This window comes from Leptolyngbya sp. DQ-M1, assembly GCF_039962505.1.
Lineage (GTDB): Bacteria > Cyanobacteriota > Cyanobacteriia > Leptolyngbyales > Leptolyngbyaceae > Leptolyngbya.
In genome coordinates this window covers 1,050,756-1,065,246 of sequence record NZ_JAMPLJ010000001.1, presented here as the reverse complement: position 1 = coordinate 1,065,246, position 14,491 = coordinate 1,050,756, and the positions used below count along the sequence as shown (strand labels likewise).

Below are 14,491 nucleotides of genomic sequence, written 5' to 3'. Positions count from 1 at the left end.
AATCACCTCCTATCATTCCCGCCGCAGTAATCTTTGCGATCGTCCCTCCGCGAAATTTTGTAAACTTTGGTTAGAAGCGTATCTTTCCTCGTTTATGACTCGTTCAAAATTTGTTGCAGTGCTGACCGGAATTATCTCTCTGGTACTGGGTGTGGGTTACTTGTTGCTGGTTCAATTGCTCGATTTTCGCGGGGAAATGCTTCCGGCTCCGATCGAAGTAATTCCGCCGTTCTTTTTCTAAATCATCTCCAATCGTCGATCGTATCTTCGGACGATCGCGGAATTTCCTCGTATTCTGGCATTCTTAATTCTTCTAAAGGTTCTGGCGCTTCTGCTTTCATCTCAAGCTGCAACGGTCGAATCACTCGCGTCACTGCCTCTTGCATAAACGCTTTGATAAATTCATCGCGTCGATTGAGGTGGAACTGCTTCTGCACTACTTCTGAGATGCCACCATCGCCCCAGTTCTGATCATTGCGGAAATATTCGATAAAGCTCCGACCTGCAATGCGCGTTAGATAGGCAGCGCTCACCCCTTGAATGGCTCGACCGGCAATGAAGCCTGCAACACTGAATTGCATCGCAGTGGTCACAACCTCGATCGCACCTCGAACAATTCCCAATCCCACCAGCGTTTTTGCAAGTGAAATCGCCATCTCCCGCGCATGGCCAGTCGTAATCTCACACCCATAAATTCGCCCAATTTCAACTACCATCTGAGCATTTACCGCCGCTGTTGCCAGCAAATCAATGATTGGGATTGGGGTCGCAGCAATCACCCCGGCTCCGATCCACTGATAGCGATCGACTAATTTCTCTGCTTGTCTGCGTCGTTGCTCATCAATCAATCGCCGTGCTTCTTCGCCTAAACGCTGCGACTGAATCAGAATATTGTCCGCCAGCAGATCTTCGCCTTCAGTGCGTAGAATCTGGGCAATGCGATCGATCAGCGCTGTCATTTCTGGGTCAGGATAGAGCCACTCTCCGGTTTCAGTCCGCATCGCTGGAGGATTTGCCGCGATCGCCACAACATCCTCGAATGCTACCGTCCCGCGTACTCGCTGCCGTAACCGCGCCAAAATTGCCTCTAAATCTTCCTCGGTGTAGAGATCTGCTTTGTTGAGAACCAGGATCGATCGCTTCCCAATCTGGGTTAATGCTTGCAAGGGTTCATACTCCGACTGCCGCAAGTCGTTATCCAGCACAAACAGAACTAAATCTGCTTCAGTTGCCAATCGTCGCGCGAGCGTTTCACGCTCGGTTCCCACGACTCCCACCTCTAAAATTCCAGGCGTGTCCGTGATGATGATCTCTCGATCGACTCCGCTTAACTTCAATCGATGCGTTGCGCCTGCTTCCGTTGTGCCCATCGGTGCGCCCACTTCCCCGACAATCTGCCCCATGAGCGCATTAATCAGGGAAGTTTTCCCGGCTGATCCCGTTCCAAACACCACAAGCCGAAATTCCCCTCGCGCTAAATCTTGTTCAATCAGCTTCGATCGCAACATCAATTCTCGTCGTGCAATCTCATCCTGAATCTGCGCGACCTGCTGCCGAACTGCTTGTAAATTCTCTTGTGCCGCTTCTGTTTTGACTTCTGAAACTTTGGGAATTGCCCGTCTGCGGCGTTTGGTTTGATTTGGCAACCAGAAAAAATAATAGGTAAAGGCTGCGATCAAAACCGCCAGCAGCACAATTACCAGAAAAATTACCAAATTCGCCAGAAATGGATTTGCGATCGCCCAACTTAATCGCGTGATCGAGTCGATTAGCCAGATCACCAGTCCCAGGATCACCGCAATACCGACAACCAGCGTAATCAGTCGAGATAGGCGCATGACTTTTACTTAGAGCGACTTTTCTCTATTGTGGCGGATCTGCCTCTTATCGATAAGCAACCTGAACGATCGTCAGTTGAATTTCTGAGCAAGATTTTCTATCGTCAAAACGTCGATACTCTCAAAATTCTAAAACGCAAAAACCATGAGTCTTTTTGATCAAATCGTCAGCGCTGTCTCTAATCCCCAGCAGCAAGCCTCTACTAACCAACTCGGCAGCATTTTAGGTGTTGCTCAGCAAGTCGCAGGCAACCAAGGACTCGATCCAAATCTCACCCAAACGGTAATGTCGTTGCTTGGTGGGCATGTGCGATCGTCCTTGCAGCAAACGCAAGCCACTCAAGGCAATGCTCAGGTGCAAAACTTGGTCAGTCAATTTGCGGGACTCGGCAGTAATCCTCAAGCCGTTAACACGCTCTTCCCAGGAGCCGCCCAGCAGCAGGTGTCTGAAAATATTGCACAACAGACTGGACTGAACCCAGGCATGATTCAGTCAATGCTGCCCGTGCTTGTGCCGCTAGTTCTCAATCTCCTGCAAAGCGGCTCGATGCAGCAGGGCGCTCAATCGGGCGGTGGAAACCCAGTGCTGAATACCTTTCTCGATGCCGATCGCGATGGCGATGTCGATGTCGGTGATGTCATGGGCATGGCTGGGCGATTCTTGGGTCAACGCTAAACGCTAGTCACCCAGAAAGCAAGAAAGCGGACAGGTTCAAGATCCTGTCCGCCTTCATACTTCCTTAGTAATTGTTTTTGCTAAAGCTCTTGCCACCCCCGGCTGCGCCTGCCCGCGACTCTCGCGGCTTCGCTTTATTCACTTTAAGTTCTCGACCCAGCCATTCTGCACCGTCTAACTCAGCGATCGCCGCATCTTCTTGAGCATCTTCTGCCATCTCGACAAAAGCGAATCCCCGTTTTCTGCCCGTTTCTCGGTCTGTCGGAAGGCTCACTCGGCTAACTGTGCCGTACTCAGCAAACACTTCTTTGAGATCCTCTTCGGTTGCCTGGAAGGACAAGTTTCCAATATAAATAGTCACGTTACTCTCCAAACCATTCTTGTGAGGGGCGAACTCGGAGAAAGCCGATCGAGCAGAACATCAATGCAACCCAACAGCCGTCGCCGAACTCTTGTTTTGAGAGTATTATACTAGACTCATTCTGAATTGAGAAGCACAGTTACTGCCATTCGTCTACCTGTAAAAACAGGAATTTCTATCATTTGCCCTGCAAATTTCTATCGAAGCATCCGTGTAATTCCTGATGAAACGTTTTCAATGGTAAGAATTGAAAGATTTTTTCTCAGAAAGTTGACAAAACGTTACAGAGTTAGCGAACCTAGAAGATAGGAATCGGTGCTAGTGCGCTGTTCTAGAACGAGCGAGTTTAGCAGGAACGAGTAAGATTCGAAATTTTTTAAGAATCTCTCGCTTCTGTCTGTAGCGCAGGCAACAATCAGCTAGGTTAGGAGAGAAAACTTCTTTTCTTAACCTCGCCTTAAGTCTGTAGGTGTACTCTGTGAGAATACCTACATACGTTGCCTTGCGTTTTATTTTTATGGCGTTTTTTCAACAAAGAATCCGTTTGGGTCTGTCTTTCTCCTCGATTGCAGCCCTGATGATGGGCGTAGCAGCTTGTTCCCCTCAAACTACGACCACACCTCAGGGCGCTACGGGCAGCAGTCCCACTGCTCCAACTGCTTCGGCTCCCAATGCAGGAGCAGCAGTCTCGATCAACGGAGCGGGAGCGACGGCTCCGAGTCTGCTGTACCAACGCTGGTTCCAGGAATATAACAAGCAAAACCCAGGTGTCCAAATCAGCTATGACTCTGTGGGTAGCGGTGCAGGCGTGAAGCGGTTCATCGATCAAACCGTTGATTTTGGAGCCTCTGACGATCCGCTGAAAGACGAGGATCGAACCAAAGTTCCGGCGGAGCGCGGCAAAGCGGTTCAGGTTCCCTCGACAGGGTTGTTTATCGTCATGGGATACAACGTGCCTGGGCTGGCGGATCTGAAGCTGTCGCGCGAAGCGCTCTGCGGCATTGTCGATGGCTCGATCAAATCTTGGGACGACCCGAAAATCAAAAAAGATAACCCGAATGCTCCCAGTCAGCCGCTGACCTTTGTTCACCGCTCTGACGGCAGTGGCACAACAGCAATTTTCACCTCGCACGTTGCCAAAGCCTGCCCGAATTGGAAAGCAGGTTCAGGTAAGTCCGTGGAGTGGCCGACCGGAACTGGCGGTAAAGGCAATGAGGGTGTGACTGCTCAGATTCAGCAGACCCCGGGCGCGGTTGGATATATTGAGTATTCTTTTGCAAAGCAAAATAATGTGGCGGCTGCGAGTTTGCAGAACAAATCGGGTGCATTCATTGCCCCGACTCCTGAAGCTGCGGCTAAAGCATTCTCCGGCGCGAGCGTTCCGGCTGACTTTGCGATGAAGGTTCCTGATCCAGAGGGCAAAGATGCCTACCCGATCGCCGGCTTGACTTACCTGCTGCTGTACGAAAATCCGAAAGACCCCGCTAAAGCAAAGGCGTTTAACGATTTCATCAGATGGGCTTACACAGACGGCAAAGCCTTTACGAATGAATTAGGGTTCATTCCTCTGCCGGAAGATGTGTCGACAAAGGCGGCTTCCGCATTAGATTCAATCAAGGTTGCGGCAACGAAGTAGTTGCGGTGATTGGCTAGAGAGAACAAATGGCTCTCTAGCCAGTGCACGATCGCGTGGTATTGTTTTTATCACTTTCTGTAAAACGGTTTTTATGGCTGCGCCTGCGGAGCGATCATCGCGAATGTCTTGGAGACGTACACCTGCGTCTCGCTTGATCGATAACGGATTTATTTGGTTGACGGCTGCATTTGCGGTTGGCGTTGGGGTGTTGTTATTAGCGATCGCAGGTCGAGTCGGAACGGATGCGCTCCCGGCAATTCAGAAATTTGGGCTTGCGTTTCTCGTTACGAGCCGATGGAGCGTCAATGATGAAGTGTTTGGCGCACTGACTCAGATTTATGGAACGCTGGTGACTTCGTTTTTGGCACTGTTACTGGCGGTGCCTGTTGGCATTGGAGTGGCGCTATTTTTGAGCGAAGACTTTTTGCCGCCGCGTGTAAAGCAGCCGATCGTCTTTATGGTTGAACTGCTGGCAGCAATTCCGAGCGTGGTATACGGATTGTGGGGCATTTTCGTGCTGATCCCGGTGCTACGCCCGTTTGGAATATGGTTGAATTCGACGCTGGGCTGGATTCCGATCTTCAGTACGGCTCCTGCAGGGCCTGGAATCTATGCAGCAGGAATTATTTTGGCAATCATGATTTTGCCGATTATTGCAGCAATTTCGCGGGATGCGCTCGTGGCGGTTCCATCTGAATTGCGCCAAGCTGCTTATGGATTAGGTGCAACTCGATGGGAGACAATTTTTAGAGTCTTGTTGCCCGCCGCGTTTTCTGGAATTGTCGGTGGCATTATGTTGGCACTCGGTCGGGCAATGGGTGAGACGATGGCAGTGACGATGGTGATTGGTAACGTCGATTCGATCCGATCGCTCTCGATTTTGTCTCAAGGTTCGACGGTGGCTTCGCTGTTAGCGAACCAATTTGCGGAAGCGAGTGGGCTGCAAGTGGCATCATTGATGTATGCCGCGCTGATTTTGTTTGCCTTAACGCTGGTTGTAAATGTGTTAGCGGAAATTGTCGTTCGCCGATTCAGCATGAAGCTTTAGGCGCTACGATCAAATTGAGATAAGAACTTGTATGGATTCTCCAGAATTTGCGACATCAGGGCGCAGCTTAAAACGATCGCCCGGTTCTCCCCGAACCTTGTTTTCTTCCGCCATGACCGTTGTGGCGTTTCTCTGTGCAGGGTTGGCACTGATTCCGCTAGCGGCGGTGATGATTTATGTGCTGATTAACGGCGCTTCTCGACTCACGCCTAGCGTCTTTTTGGAACTGCCTCCGGCTCCCGGACTGGCAGGTGGAGGATTCGGCAATGCGTTCTTGGGAACGTTGTTGACCGTTGGCATCGCCTCATTGATGGCAATTCCGTTTGGAATTATTGGGGCAATTTACTTGTCTGAGTTTGGACGAGACACGAAGCTAGCGGAGACCGTGAACTTCTTAACGAACGTCTTGAGCGGTGTGCCGTCGATCGTCATTGGGGCGTTTGCGTATGCGGTTGTGGTGCTGCGGACGGGGACATTCTCGGCGGTGGCAGGTGGGTTTGCGCTGGCGGTGTTGATGTTGCCGACGATCGTCAGAACCGCAGCCGAGGCGCTGGAAGCTGTGCCAAATGAGTATCGTCAAGCGGCGATCGGACTGGGTTCGACTCGGCTGCAAACGACTTTGAAGATTGTTCTGCCGTCAGCGACTCCGGCGATCGTCACCGGAATTTTGCTAGCATTGGCACGGGCTGCGGGTGAAACGGCTCCGGTGCTGTTCACGGCTTCTTTCAACCGATTCTGGAATACAACCTTGTGGCAACCGACGGCAACGATGTCGCGGTTAGTGTTTGACTTTGCTACGTCTCCGTTTAAAGCGCAACAAGAGCTTGCTTGGGCAGGCTCATTAGTCTTAGTTTTGTTGGTTTTGATCACAAGCATTTTGTCGCGCATGGTGATTAAACGTCGATAAGTCTTTTTACCGCTTCGATCCCTTATTCCTCTATTCACTTTATGACTTCTAGAGTTCAGGACGTTCGTCAAACCGAAAGCGTCTTTCGCACTGAAAACCTTAACATCTACTACGGCGACTTTTTGGCGGTGCGAGATGTGTCGATCGAGATCCCCAAAAACGCTGTCACCGCTTTTATTGGGCCTTCGGGCTGCGGTAAGAGTACGGTGATTCGCTGCTTCAATCGATTAAATGATTTGATCAATTCGTTCCGCACCGACGGCAAGATTTATTATCACAATCAAGATCTCTATGCGCCTGAGGTTGATCCGGTCGAAGTGCGGCGGCAGATTGGCATGGTGTTCCAAAAGCCGAACCCATTTCCCAAAACCATTTATGACAATATTGCGTTTGGGCCTCGGTTGCTTGGGTTCAAGGGCGATATGGATGAGTTGGTGGAACGATCGCTCAAGCAGGCGGCACTCTGGGACGATGTAAAAGATAAGCTCAAGGCTTATGGAACCGACTTGTCTGGAGGTCAGCAGCAGCGATTGTGTATTGCGCGGGCGATCGCGGTGCAGCCTGAAGTGATTTTGATGGACGAACCTTGTTCGGCACTTGACCCGATTTCGACGCTAAAGGTTGAAGATTTGCTGCAAGAGTTGAAAGAGAAATATACGATCGTGATTGTGACGCACAATATGCAGCAAGCGTCTCGTGCATCAGATTACACCGCATTTTTCAACGTAGAAGCGAACTCGAAAGGACAAAGAACCGGATACATTGTGGAATACGAGCGCACGGAGCGAATTTTCCAAAATCCGCAAGAACAAGCGACTCAAGCTTATGTCAGCGGTCGTTTTGGCTAAATCACAGGTTTGACAGGCTGAGAGGAGGGAGCAAGGTTTATCTTGCTTCTTTTTTTTGCGGGTTGCGAATCTGCACAAAGCTGGCAACCTCTAACCGAGAGGATTCGAGCTTCAGGTTGAGAATGCGGGCGGTAATGTTTGAGGCTTCGAGCTGGCGTAAATCGGTACGATCGCGAATTAGAGCTTCGATGGCGCGGGTCACAGGTTCGGGACTCGGTTGATTGTTTGCCCAGACTTTGAGATTGTTTAGTTGCAGCGATCGACCTGAAACGATTTGCGGTTCGGCTTCGGCGACGATTTTAAGCTTCGCAGGATCGCCTTGCTCTTGGAGTTCAATTTGAAACCGGATTCGGTTTTGTGGCAGTAGGGTCAGTTGGGGATTGAGGAAGTCGTAACGCTCGATCTGTCTTGCTTGTCGCCGCAGGAGCTGAAGTCCGAGATTGCGGAGCCGAGCGGTGACAAAGGGCGATCGTAAAGCGCGATCGATATCTGCTTGGGTGAGAACCACGCGAACACCTGCTTGCAACGGTTTTGCAAGTTTACGGCTTCTGAGTTGTAGCGAGATCGGATCGGTTTCGGCTTCTAACGTATCGATGCGGAATTCCTGAATTGGGAAAAGTCCTCGTCCAGCAATGCGAACGAGATTGGCGCGACCTTGAATAATTTGGTAACTCGGAGCATTATCGACTCGCACCTGAAGCTGTTCTGCGGCAACGAGTTGTTTGCGGATTTGGGTTTCGGCGACGCGATCGACTACGATTCCAGTTGGGGAAAGGATGCCGAGTAAGCTTGAGAGCAAGATGGTGAAGAAGTCCATATCCGGGTAACTCGCAATTCTTGATACTTAATTGATACTTGATGTGCTTGATACTGCTAATAGCTGCATCAAGCCTGAAAATCTCGTCGTTGAGTCTGCGAATCTCGTCGTTGAGTTTGTGAATCTCGTCGTTGAGTTTGTGAATCTCGTCGTTGAGTCTGCGAATCTCGTCATCGAGTCTGCAAACCCCGTCGTTGAGTTTATAATCCGCGCGATTAGCCGTATCAAACTGTTCCGTCAAGAATTGTTGCCTTGAAGGAGCAGTGAGTATGTCAAGTTAACGTAAGTTCGACGAGTTTTCTCGCTGCGGTTTGAGCGACTGCTTGCCCCCTAAATCCCCCATGAATGGGGGACTTCAAGCCCACTTCTTTTATTCAAAGTCCCCCATTCATGGGGGATTTAGGGGGCTGAAGTCGACTCAAACGCAGCGAGCTACAACTTGTGTGTACACGGTAGCATTCATAGGGAATTTAGGGGGCAACCCGGATTCAGCATCGAAGCGAATTCTGTCTGTCGAACTCACGTCAAGTTAGGCTTGCAGATCGATCGCACCTTGCCGCAGAATCTTCCATCCCTCGCTCGTCCATTTTGCCACCGTTGAAGGAGTACCCGAAGCCATTTCTTCAGACTGGGCATCTAACACTAACACCTCCAGAAACTCTGCTGCGATCGCACTCATCGACAGTAATGCAGGTTGCCCAGATCGATTGGCGCTGGTGGTTGCCAACGCTCCAGTCTGGGCGAGAATTTGCCGTGCGATCGTATGATTCGGAACTCGAACGCCGATTGTTGTCGGATCACTCGGATTCATCGCCGCAGGAACGCGATCGTTTGCTGGAAGAACCAGAGTTAATGCACCCGGTAGATATTTTTGTGCGATCGAATTCCAGATTTCTAATTCTCGATCGCTGCCTTTTACATAGTTCCAAAGTTCTTCGATTTCACTTGCCATCAAAATCAAAGGCTTATCAAGGCTACGTTGTTTAGCGACATAGATTAGCTCGGCTCGATCGGGTCTTGCGGCTAATGCAGGAACAGTGTCGGTCGGAAAACTTGCAAGATGTGTTCCACCTCGAACTGAAGTTACTAATGTTTTGAATTCAACTTGTGGCATAGGTAATTCAAATTAAGGCTCTCAGTTTATCATTCTCAACGATTGCGAGAGCGATCGACCTGTTCCCCCACGTCTGACTAAAATGAGTTCTGCACTGATGCTCACGGCGATTTCTTCCGGTGTTAATGCACCAATATCTAACCCGATCGGCGCGTAGATCGATCGAAGTTTCTCCGGTGAAATTCCGGCTTTCTCGATCGCTCGAAAAACCTGTTTTACCCGCTTTTCGCTGCCAATCATTCCAAGATAACGACAAGGCAAAGTACGATCAAGTAATGCTTGGAGGGCAGCTAAATCATACTGATACCCGCGAGTAACCAGCGCTGCATAAAGTTCTGTATGTGTTGCAAGTTGAGCGACAGCATCAGCGATCGGACAGTTAAAAACCTCGGCATTGGGGTAGAGATTGGCATTTGCCCATTCTGAACGATCGTCTTGAACTATCACTTGAAATCCAATTAAATCGGCAACCTTCGCCAATTGAATCCCGCAGTGTCCTGCTCCGACAATTAGTAATGTTGGGGATGGCTCAATGATCTCAATGAATGCTTCATCGAGACAGTCTTCTGAGAGATAAGGAGACTGATGTGGAGCGAAAGGAGTCACGATCGACACCGATTGTCCAGATTCGAGTTGGGTCAGGATTTGCTGAGTGAGAGCAAGATAGCGATCGCTCTCCCAGCGCTCCAGCCAGACGCGCATTATTCCGCCGCAAATCCCTTGCGTGTCCCGTTGCAATGCGCCTGTGAGGTCAATTTCTACCCATTGCTTTTCTCCAGTTTGCAGCACCTTCCGAGCTTTCTGAATGACTTTTGCTTCTCCGGCTCCACCCCCGATCGTGCCAAAAATTTCGGTTTCGGTAATGATCATTTTCGCGCCGACTTCACGCGGTACAGAGCCTTGGACTTGCATCACGGTTGCCAGCACCGCAGGCATTTTTTCTAACAGTTGACGATAACAATTAAGCATGACCCAACTGAGCGGACATGACCTGATTGTAAATGAGAATCTCTGTGCTTCTTCTAGACCTACTGGGATGCGTCGATCGTCTCATTCTGCTTAACGTGAGTCTCCAACGCAAGACAGGGCTGCAAGCTAATCAACCCTGTCTTGCGTGATGATTAGTCCAAGCTATACAGGTCGCCAGCGTCCAACCTCACCCGTGACCAAGCTGGAATAATATAGGTTGCCGTCAGTCCCGGTTTTGATTTGCGTCAAGCCAAACAAACCCTCGTCAAAGCGTCGCTGACCAACAAATGTGCCTGTTTCATCGAAGATCAACGCATCCACAGTGCCCCGGCTCATATCGGTGATGAATAGATTACCGTCATAGACCGCAGGGAAAGTGCTTCCGGTGTAGAAGTCACCAACATTGATCGCATTACCACCACCGCCATCGTGACGATAGCTATAAATCGGATTCGTCACCGTTTGACCGCTGCTATAAAATGCTTGGACATTGGGCAGTCTGTCATAACCGCCTGTTCTGAAGTTGCCTTCATATGCCACCCAGCCGAAGTTTGCGCCAGCCCGTCCGGTGTTGACTTCTTCCCACTGCGACCACCCGACCTCGCCGATGTAAGGTTGTCCGTTATCTCGGTTAATCGTAAAGCGGAACGGATTTCTCAAGCCGTATTGCCAGATCTTCGATCGGTTGCTTTGCGGATTGCCATCAAAGAACGGATTCGAGGACGGCGCATTACCTGTAATCGGATCGATCCGCAGAATCTTACCAGATAAGTTGTCGAGCGTTAAGCTGCGGAATGCTCTTGGATCAACTGCATTATATGAAGCCCCATCGCCGTTACTCACATACAAGTAGCCATCCGTACCAAACTTCACTGTTCCGACTGTATGGGATTCACTATCGATAATCAGGAAGTCCTGAACGTAGTTGCCATTCGCGTCTTTACCCGATTCAGGGATGCTGAAGTCGTTGGTGCTGTTCAAGTCTGGTCGGCTGATGTACTGCCAAAGACTGTTTTTACCAAGAATCACCACTTCGCTGCCCGGATTGATCGACACCACTCCGTTGGTAATCGTTGCGGTAAATCGTCCTAATCGCGCGGTACGGTTGCCTACGCCATCACGAGCCGCCAAGCCAGAAGCACTGCGCGTCTCAGGCGGGTCATACGAATACAGCAAGTAGACATACGGATTGCTATTGAAGAATTGCGGATGCACCGCTAAACCGAGCAAACCACGATCGCGGGGACTATTGACGATCTCAGAGATGTCGACGACTGGCGTTTGTTGCAACACTCCATTGCGAGTGACTCGCACTACGCCATTTTTCTGAGCGATGAACATATACTCACCGCCTGGTGTCCAATCGAACGCAGTCGGCTGCAAGAGTCCCGAAATTACTGCTTGACGACTGATATTACCGAAATCATTGTCTGCGATCGACAGCGTTGCGGTTGGCTGAGTGCCTAAACTACCCCCGCTCGGATTGCTCAAGGTGACATTGACGGTTTCGTTGCGCTCGCCCTCTGCGTCATCTCTGAGCGCGATCGTGAAGGTCTTGCTGGTTTCTCCGGTAGCAAAAGTGAGGATACCAGAAGCGGCGGTGTAGTCTGAACCAGCCGTTGCAGTGTCATTACTGGTGGCATAGTTAATGCTGCCGGCGAGGGCGGTATTTCCATTGCGTCGAACCGTGATCGTTGCCGATCCAGCGTTCTCGTTGATGTTGTAGACCGCAGCACTAAAGGTATAGCTAGACGGCGAATCATTATCGATCACGGTAATCAATGCCGTGCGGTTGATACCCAAGGCTGCGCCCGTGGTTTCTCCCAACCCAAAGCCAAAATCTTCGGTGACTTCTGCGATGCCGTCATCCAGAATTGGAATCGTCACTGTTTTGCTGGTTTCGCCTGCTGCAAAGGTGAGTTGACCTACAGTGGCAGTGAAGTCTGTCCCTGCTTTGGCGCTTCCTTCTCCGGTAGTGTAGCGGACGGTTGCAGCTCCATCGCTACCGCCGACTCGATCGACGCGAATCGATGCCGTGCCTGCATTTTCGTTGACGCTGACGCTATTCGTTCCAATGACGATCGTTCCCGGATTTGCCGAGAAGCTGTTGCTGTAAAGCTGCGATTGCGGAATGAGTTGACGAGCTTGATTGGCACTAAACCAACCAAGTTGCGCCAAGGCATCGAGACCGTTTTCATAGTATTCCATGCGAATGTCATATCGCTGTCCGGCTTGCAGTGCGATCGTGCCTCTGCGTTCAGTTGCAGGTTGATCCGCAAAGTTGTTAATGACCAGTTGCCCATCTACAAACAGCCGTATCCCATCATCGGTGGTGGTGAAGAAGGTGTAGGTATCGCTGTAGAGAGGCTGAACCTGACCCGTCCAGCGAACCGAAAAGGTATCAGGAGCAATGCTCGAATCCGGTGAACTCCTTGCCCAGTTAAAGTTCACGTTTGCATCAGTCCGAGCAAATTTAAAGGCTGTGAAGTCGATGTTGTCAAAGTATTCACCGCGTAGACCATTACCCGTACCCGTGGGTGGCGGTGGCGGAGTACCTGGGGTGCTACTGTTAAACAGTTGAGTTGTGGGGACGACTTGCTTTGTGATCCCTGGAGCCGCCCAAGCGAGTTGTGCAACCGCTTGTCCTCCGTTCTCGAAATACTCCATACGAACGTCGTATCGCTGCCCGGCAACCAGGTTTATCGTGCCGGTGCGCTCAGTTGCAGGTTGATTAACGAAGCTGTTGATCACCTGCTGTCCATTGATGAACAGCCGTACTCCATCGTCCGTCGTGGTAAAGAACTGATAGGCTCCGGTGGTGGGGGCAAGCAGTTGACCTGTCCAACGAACTGAGAAGGTATCTGCACCGATGCCAGCATCGGGTGAGCCGTTCCCCCAGTTGAAGTTTACGGTGCTATCGGTGCGGGTTAGTCTTGAATTCGTGAAGTCGAGGTTGTCGAAGTATTCACCCCGTAGACCGTTCTCAGGTGCGAGGGGTGGGGGCGCAGTGCTAAACAGTTGAGTTGTGGGGACGACTTGCTTTGTGATCCCTGGAGCCGCCCAAGCGAGTTGTGCAACCGCTTGTCCTCCGTTCTCGAAATACTCCATACGAACGTCGTATCGCTGCCCGGCAACCAGGTTTATCGTGCCGGTGCGCTCAGTTGCAGGTTGATTAACGAAGCTGTTGATCACCTGCTGTCCATTGATGAACAGCCGTACTCCATCGTCCGTCGTGGTAAAGAACTGATAGGCTCCGGTGGTGGGGGCAAGCAGTTGACCTGTCCAACGAACTGAGAAGGTATCTGCACCGATGCCAGCATCGGGTGAGCCGTTCCCCCAGTTGAAGTTTACGGTGCTATCGGTGCGGGTTAGTCTTGAATTCGTGAAGTCGAGGTTGTCGAAGTATTCACCCCGTAGACCGTTCCCCTCGGCAAGCACGCCTGTATAGGAGGCAAGCCGATCGCGCTCAAACGGTAAGGTGGACTCGATCGCACCTGTTGCTGCTTCGAGTATCCAGTTGCCACCTTGGGCAAGATTGCCTGTGATATCAACTGAACCTGCAACATCTGCTCCCGTAATTTCACTGAGTTGGGTGATGAGCGTGGAATTGTCAGCCGCAACGTTACAGCCGTACAGCAACAAATCTGCATCAGCAGAGAGCGCATCTGACCAGGTTTGGAGTTGATTACGGTAGTGAGAGATCGAGCCGAGATCGAGTGTTGCGCTGCCGAGAGTGAGGCTACCGATGCTGCCGTGAGACAGAATGTGAATGCTGGCAATGTCTCGATATTCTGCGAGAACTTTGCTAATTTGATCAACTCCATCGCTGCCGGGATCAAGCAGCACAACTTTTGTACCCGCGATCGCGCTTTGGGCAAAACTTTGAAAGTGTTCAACCGAGGAATCGATAAAAACCAGGCGATCGGGCAAGCTCTCTGGCTGCGCTGCCCGGAGTGTCTGCGAACTGGTTGAATTAGTTAGGTTAAACGGGGTAGGATCAAACAGGGAAGAATGTCTTGAATTCAGAACATTCAAGACATTAGAAGAATTTTGCATTTTTCTTAAACATAAAATCGACGGTGGGGGCAAGCGTCAACCTGACACTAAAAATGGGGTCGCCAAAAATCGTAAGGCAAGACCCAACCTGACTTGAATCGGCAGATGTACAAGATGTAAGGTTGCGGCATCGATCACCCTGGGCGCACTCTAGATACTTGAGCGCGCATCCTGCGGACATCACAGACTTAAAGCACTGTGATAAAGGTTAATCACGTTCA

General features: G+C 50.6%; 13 protein-coding genes. 7 read left to right on the top strand and 6 right to left on the bottom strand.

Going from position 1 to position 14,491, the window contains the following annotated elements; translation table 11 throughout:
* The first annotated feature begins 94 nt into the window (after positions 1-94).
* On the top strand, positions 95-241 hold the full coding sequence (locus tag NC981_RS05185; protein WP_348241808.1) for a hypothetical protein: 147 nt from the start codon (positions 95-97) through the stop codon (positions 239-241).
* 1 nt (position 242) lies between these two features.
* Here the strand turns inward: NC981_RS05185 and NC981_RS05180 are convergent, their stop codons facing one another.
* On the bottom strand, positions 243-1,838 hold the full coding sequence (locus NC981_RS05180) for a DUF697 domain-containing protein (RefSeq protein ID WP_348241807.1): 1,596 nt from the start codon (positions 1,836-1,838) through the stop codon (positions 243-245).
* A gap of 145 nt (positions 1,839-1,983) precedes the next feature.
* Here NC981_RS05180 and NC981_RS05175 point away from each other — a divergent pair, with 145 nt between their 5' ends.
* On the top strand, positions 1,984-2,514 hold the full coding sequence (locus NC981_RS05175; protein WP_190375500.1) for a DUF937 domain-containing protein: 531 nt from the start codon (positions 1,984-1,986) through the stop codon (positions 2,512-2,514).
* 64 nt (positions 2,515-2,578) lie between these two features.
* Here the strand turns inward: NC981_RS05175 and NC981_RS05170 are convergent, their stop codons facing one another.
* Positions 2,579-2,875 carry an RNA-binding protein gene (locus NC981_RS05170; RefSeq protein WP_190375499.1) on the bottom strand — a complete coding sequence of 99 codons (297 nt, stop codon included), beginning with the start codon at positions 2,873-2,875 and terminating at the stop codon, positions 2,579-2,581.
* 517 nt (positions 2,876-3,392) lie between these two features.
* Between NC981_RS05170 and pstS the strand changes: the two genes are divergently transcribed.
* From pstS to pstB, 4 genes are all read left to right on the top strand, one after another.
* Positions 3,393-4,511 (top strand): phosphate ABC transporter substrate-binding protein PstS, encoded by a 1,119-nt coding sequence (gene pstS / locus NC981_RS05165; RefSeq protein WP_348241806.1) that lies wholly within the window; start codon positions 3,393-3,395, stop codon positions 4,509-4,511.
* Positions 4,512-4,602: 91 nt separating this feature from the next.
* The gene (gene pstC, locus NC981_RS05160; protein ID WP_348241805.1) at positions 4,603-5,559 is read left to right on the top strand and encodes a phosphate ABC transporter permease subunit PstC; all 957 of its coding nucleotides are present in this window, start codon (positions 4,603-4,605) and stop codon (positions 5,557-5,559) included.
* A 31-nt stretch (positions 5,560-5,590) separates the two neighbouring features.
* Positions 5,591-6,466 (top strand): phosphate ABC transporter permease PstA, encoded by an 876-nt coding sequence (gene pstA / locus NC981_RS05155; protein WP_348241804.1) that lies wholly within the window; start codon positions 5,591-5,593, stop codon positions 6,464-6,466.
* A 41-nt stretch (positions 6,467-6,507) separates the two neighbouring features.
* Complete coding sequence (gene pstB / locus NC981_RS05150) at positions 6,508-7,314, top strand: phosphate ABC transporter ATP-binding protein PstB (RefSeq protein WP_348241803.1); 807 nt, start codon at positions 6,508-6,510, stop codon at positions 7,312-7,314.
* Positions 7,315-7,351: 37 nt separating this feature from the next.
* Here the strand turns inward: pstB and NC981_RS05145 are convergent, their stop codons facing one another.
* A complete protein-coding gene (locus NC981_RS05145) occupies positions 7,352-8,131 on the bottom strand; it encodes a DUF2993 domain-containing protein (protein WP_348241802.1) in 780 nt (259 codons plus the stop codon).
* A 43-nt stretch (positions 8,132-8,174) separates the two neighbouring features.
* Here NC981_RS05145 and NC981_RS05140 point away from each other — a divergent pair, with 43 nt between their 5' ends.
* Complete coding sequence (locus tag NC981_RS05140; RefSeq protein ID WP_348241801.1) at positions 8,175-8,387, top strand: hypothetical protein; 213 nt, start codon at positions 8,175-8,177, stop codon at positions 8,385-8,387.
* Positions 8,388-8,660: 273 nt separating this feature from the next.
* On the opposite strand, the gene NC981_RS05135 is transcribed toward NC981_RS05140, so the two are convergent.
* From NC981_RS05135 to NC981_RS05125, 3 genes are all read right to left on the bottom strand, one after another.
* On the bottom strand, positions 8,661-9,245 hold the full coding sequence (locus NC981_RS05135; RefSeq protein WP_348241800.1) for an L-threonylcarbamoyladenylate synthase: 585 nt from the start codon (positions 9,243-9,245) through the stop codon (positions 8,661-8,663).
* 21 nt (positions 9,246-9,266) lie between these two features.
* Positions 9,267-10,214 carry an XdhC family protein gene (locus NC981_RS05130; RefSeq protein WP_348241799.1) on the bottom strand — a complete coding sequence of 316 codons (948 nt, stop codon included), beginning with the start codon at positions 10,212-10,214 and terminating at the stop codon, positions 9,267-9,269.
* Positions 10,215-10,376: 162 nt separating this feature from the next.
* Positions 10,377-14,270 carry a PA14 domain-containing protein gene (locus tag NC981_RS05125; protein WP_348241798.1) on the bottom strand — a complete coding sequence of 1,298 codons (3,894 nt, stop codon included), beginning with the start codon at positions 14,268-14,270 and terminating at the stop codon, positions 10,377-10,379.
* Positions 14,271-14,491 lie beyond the last annotated feature (221 nt).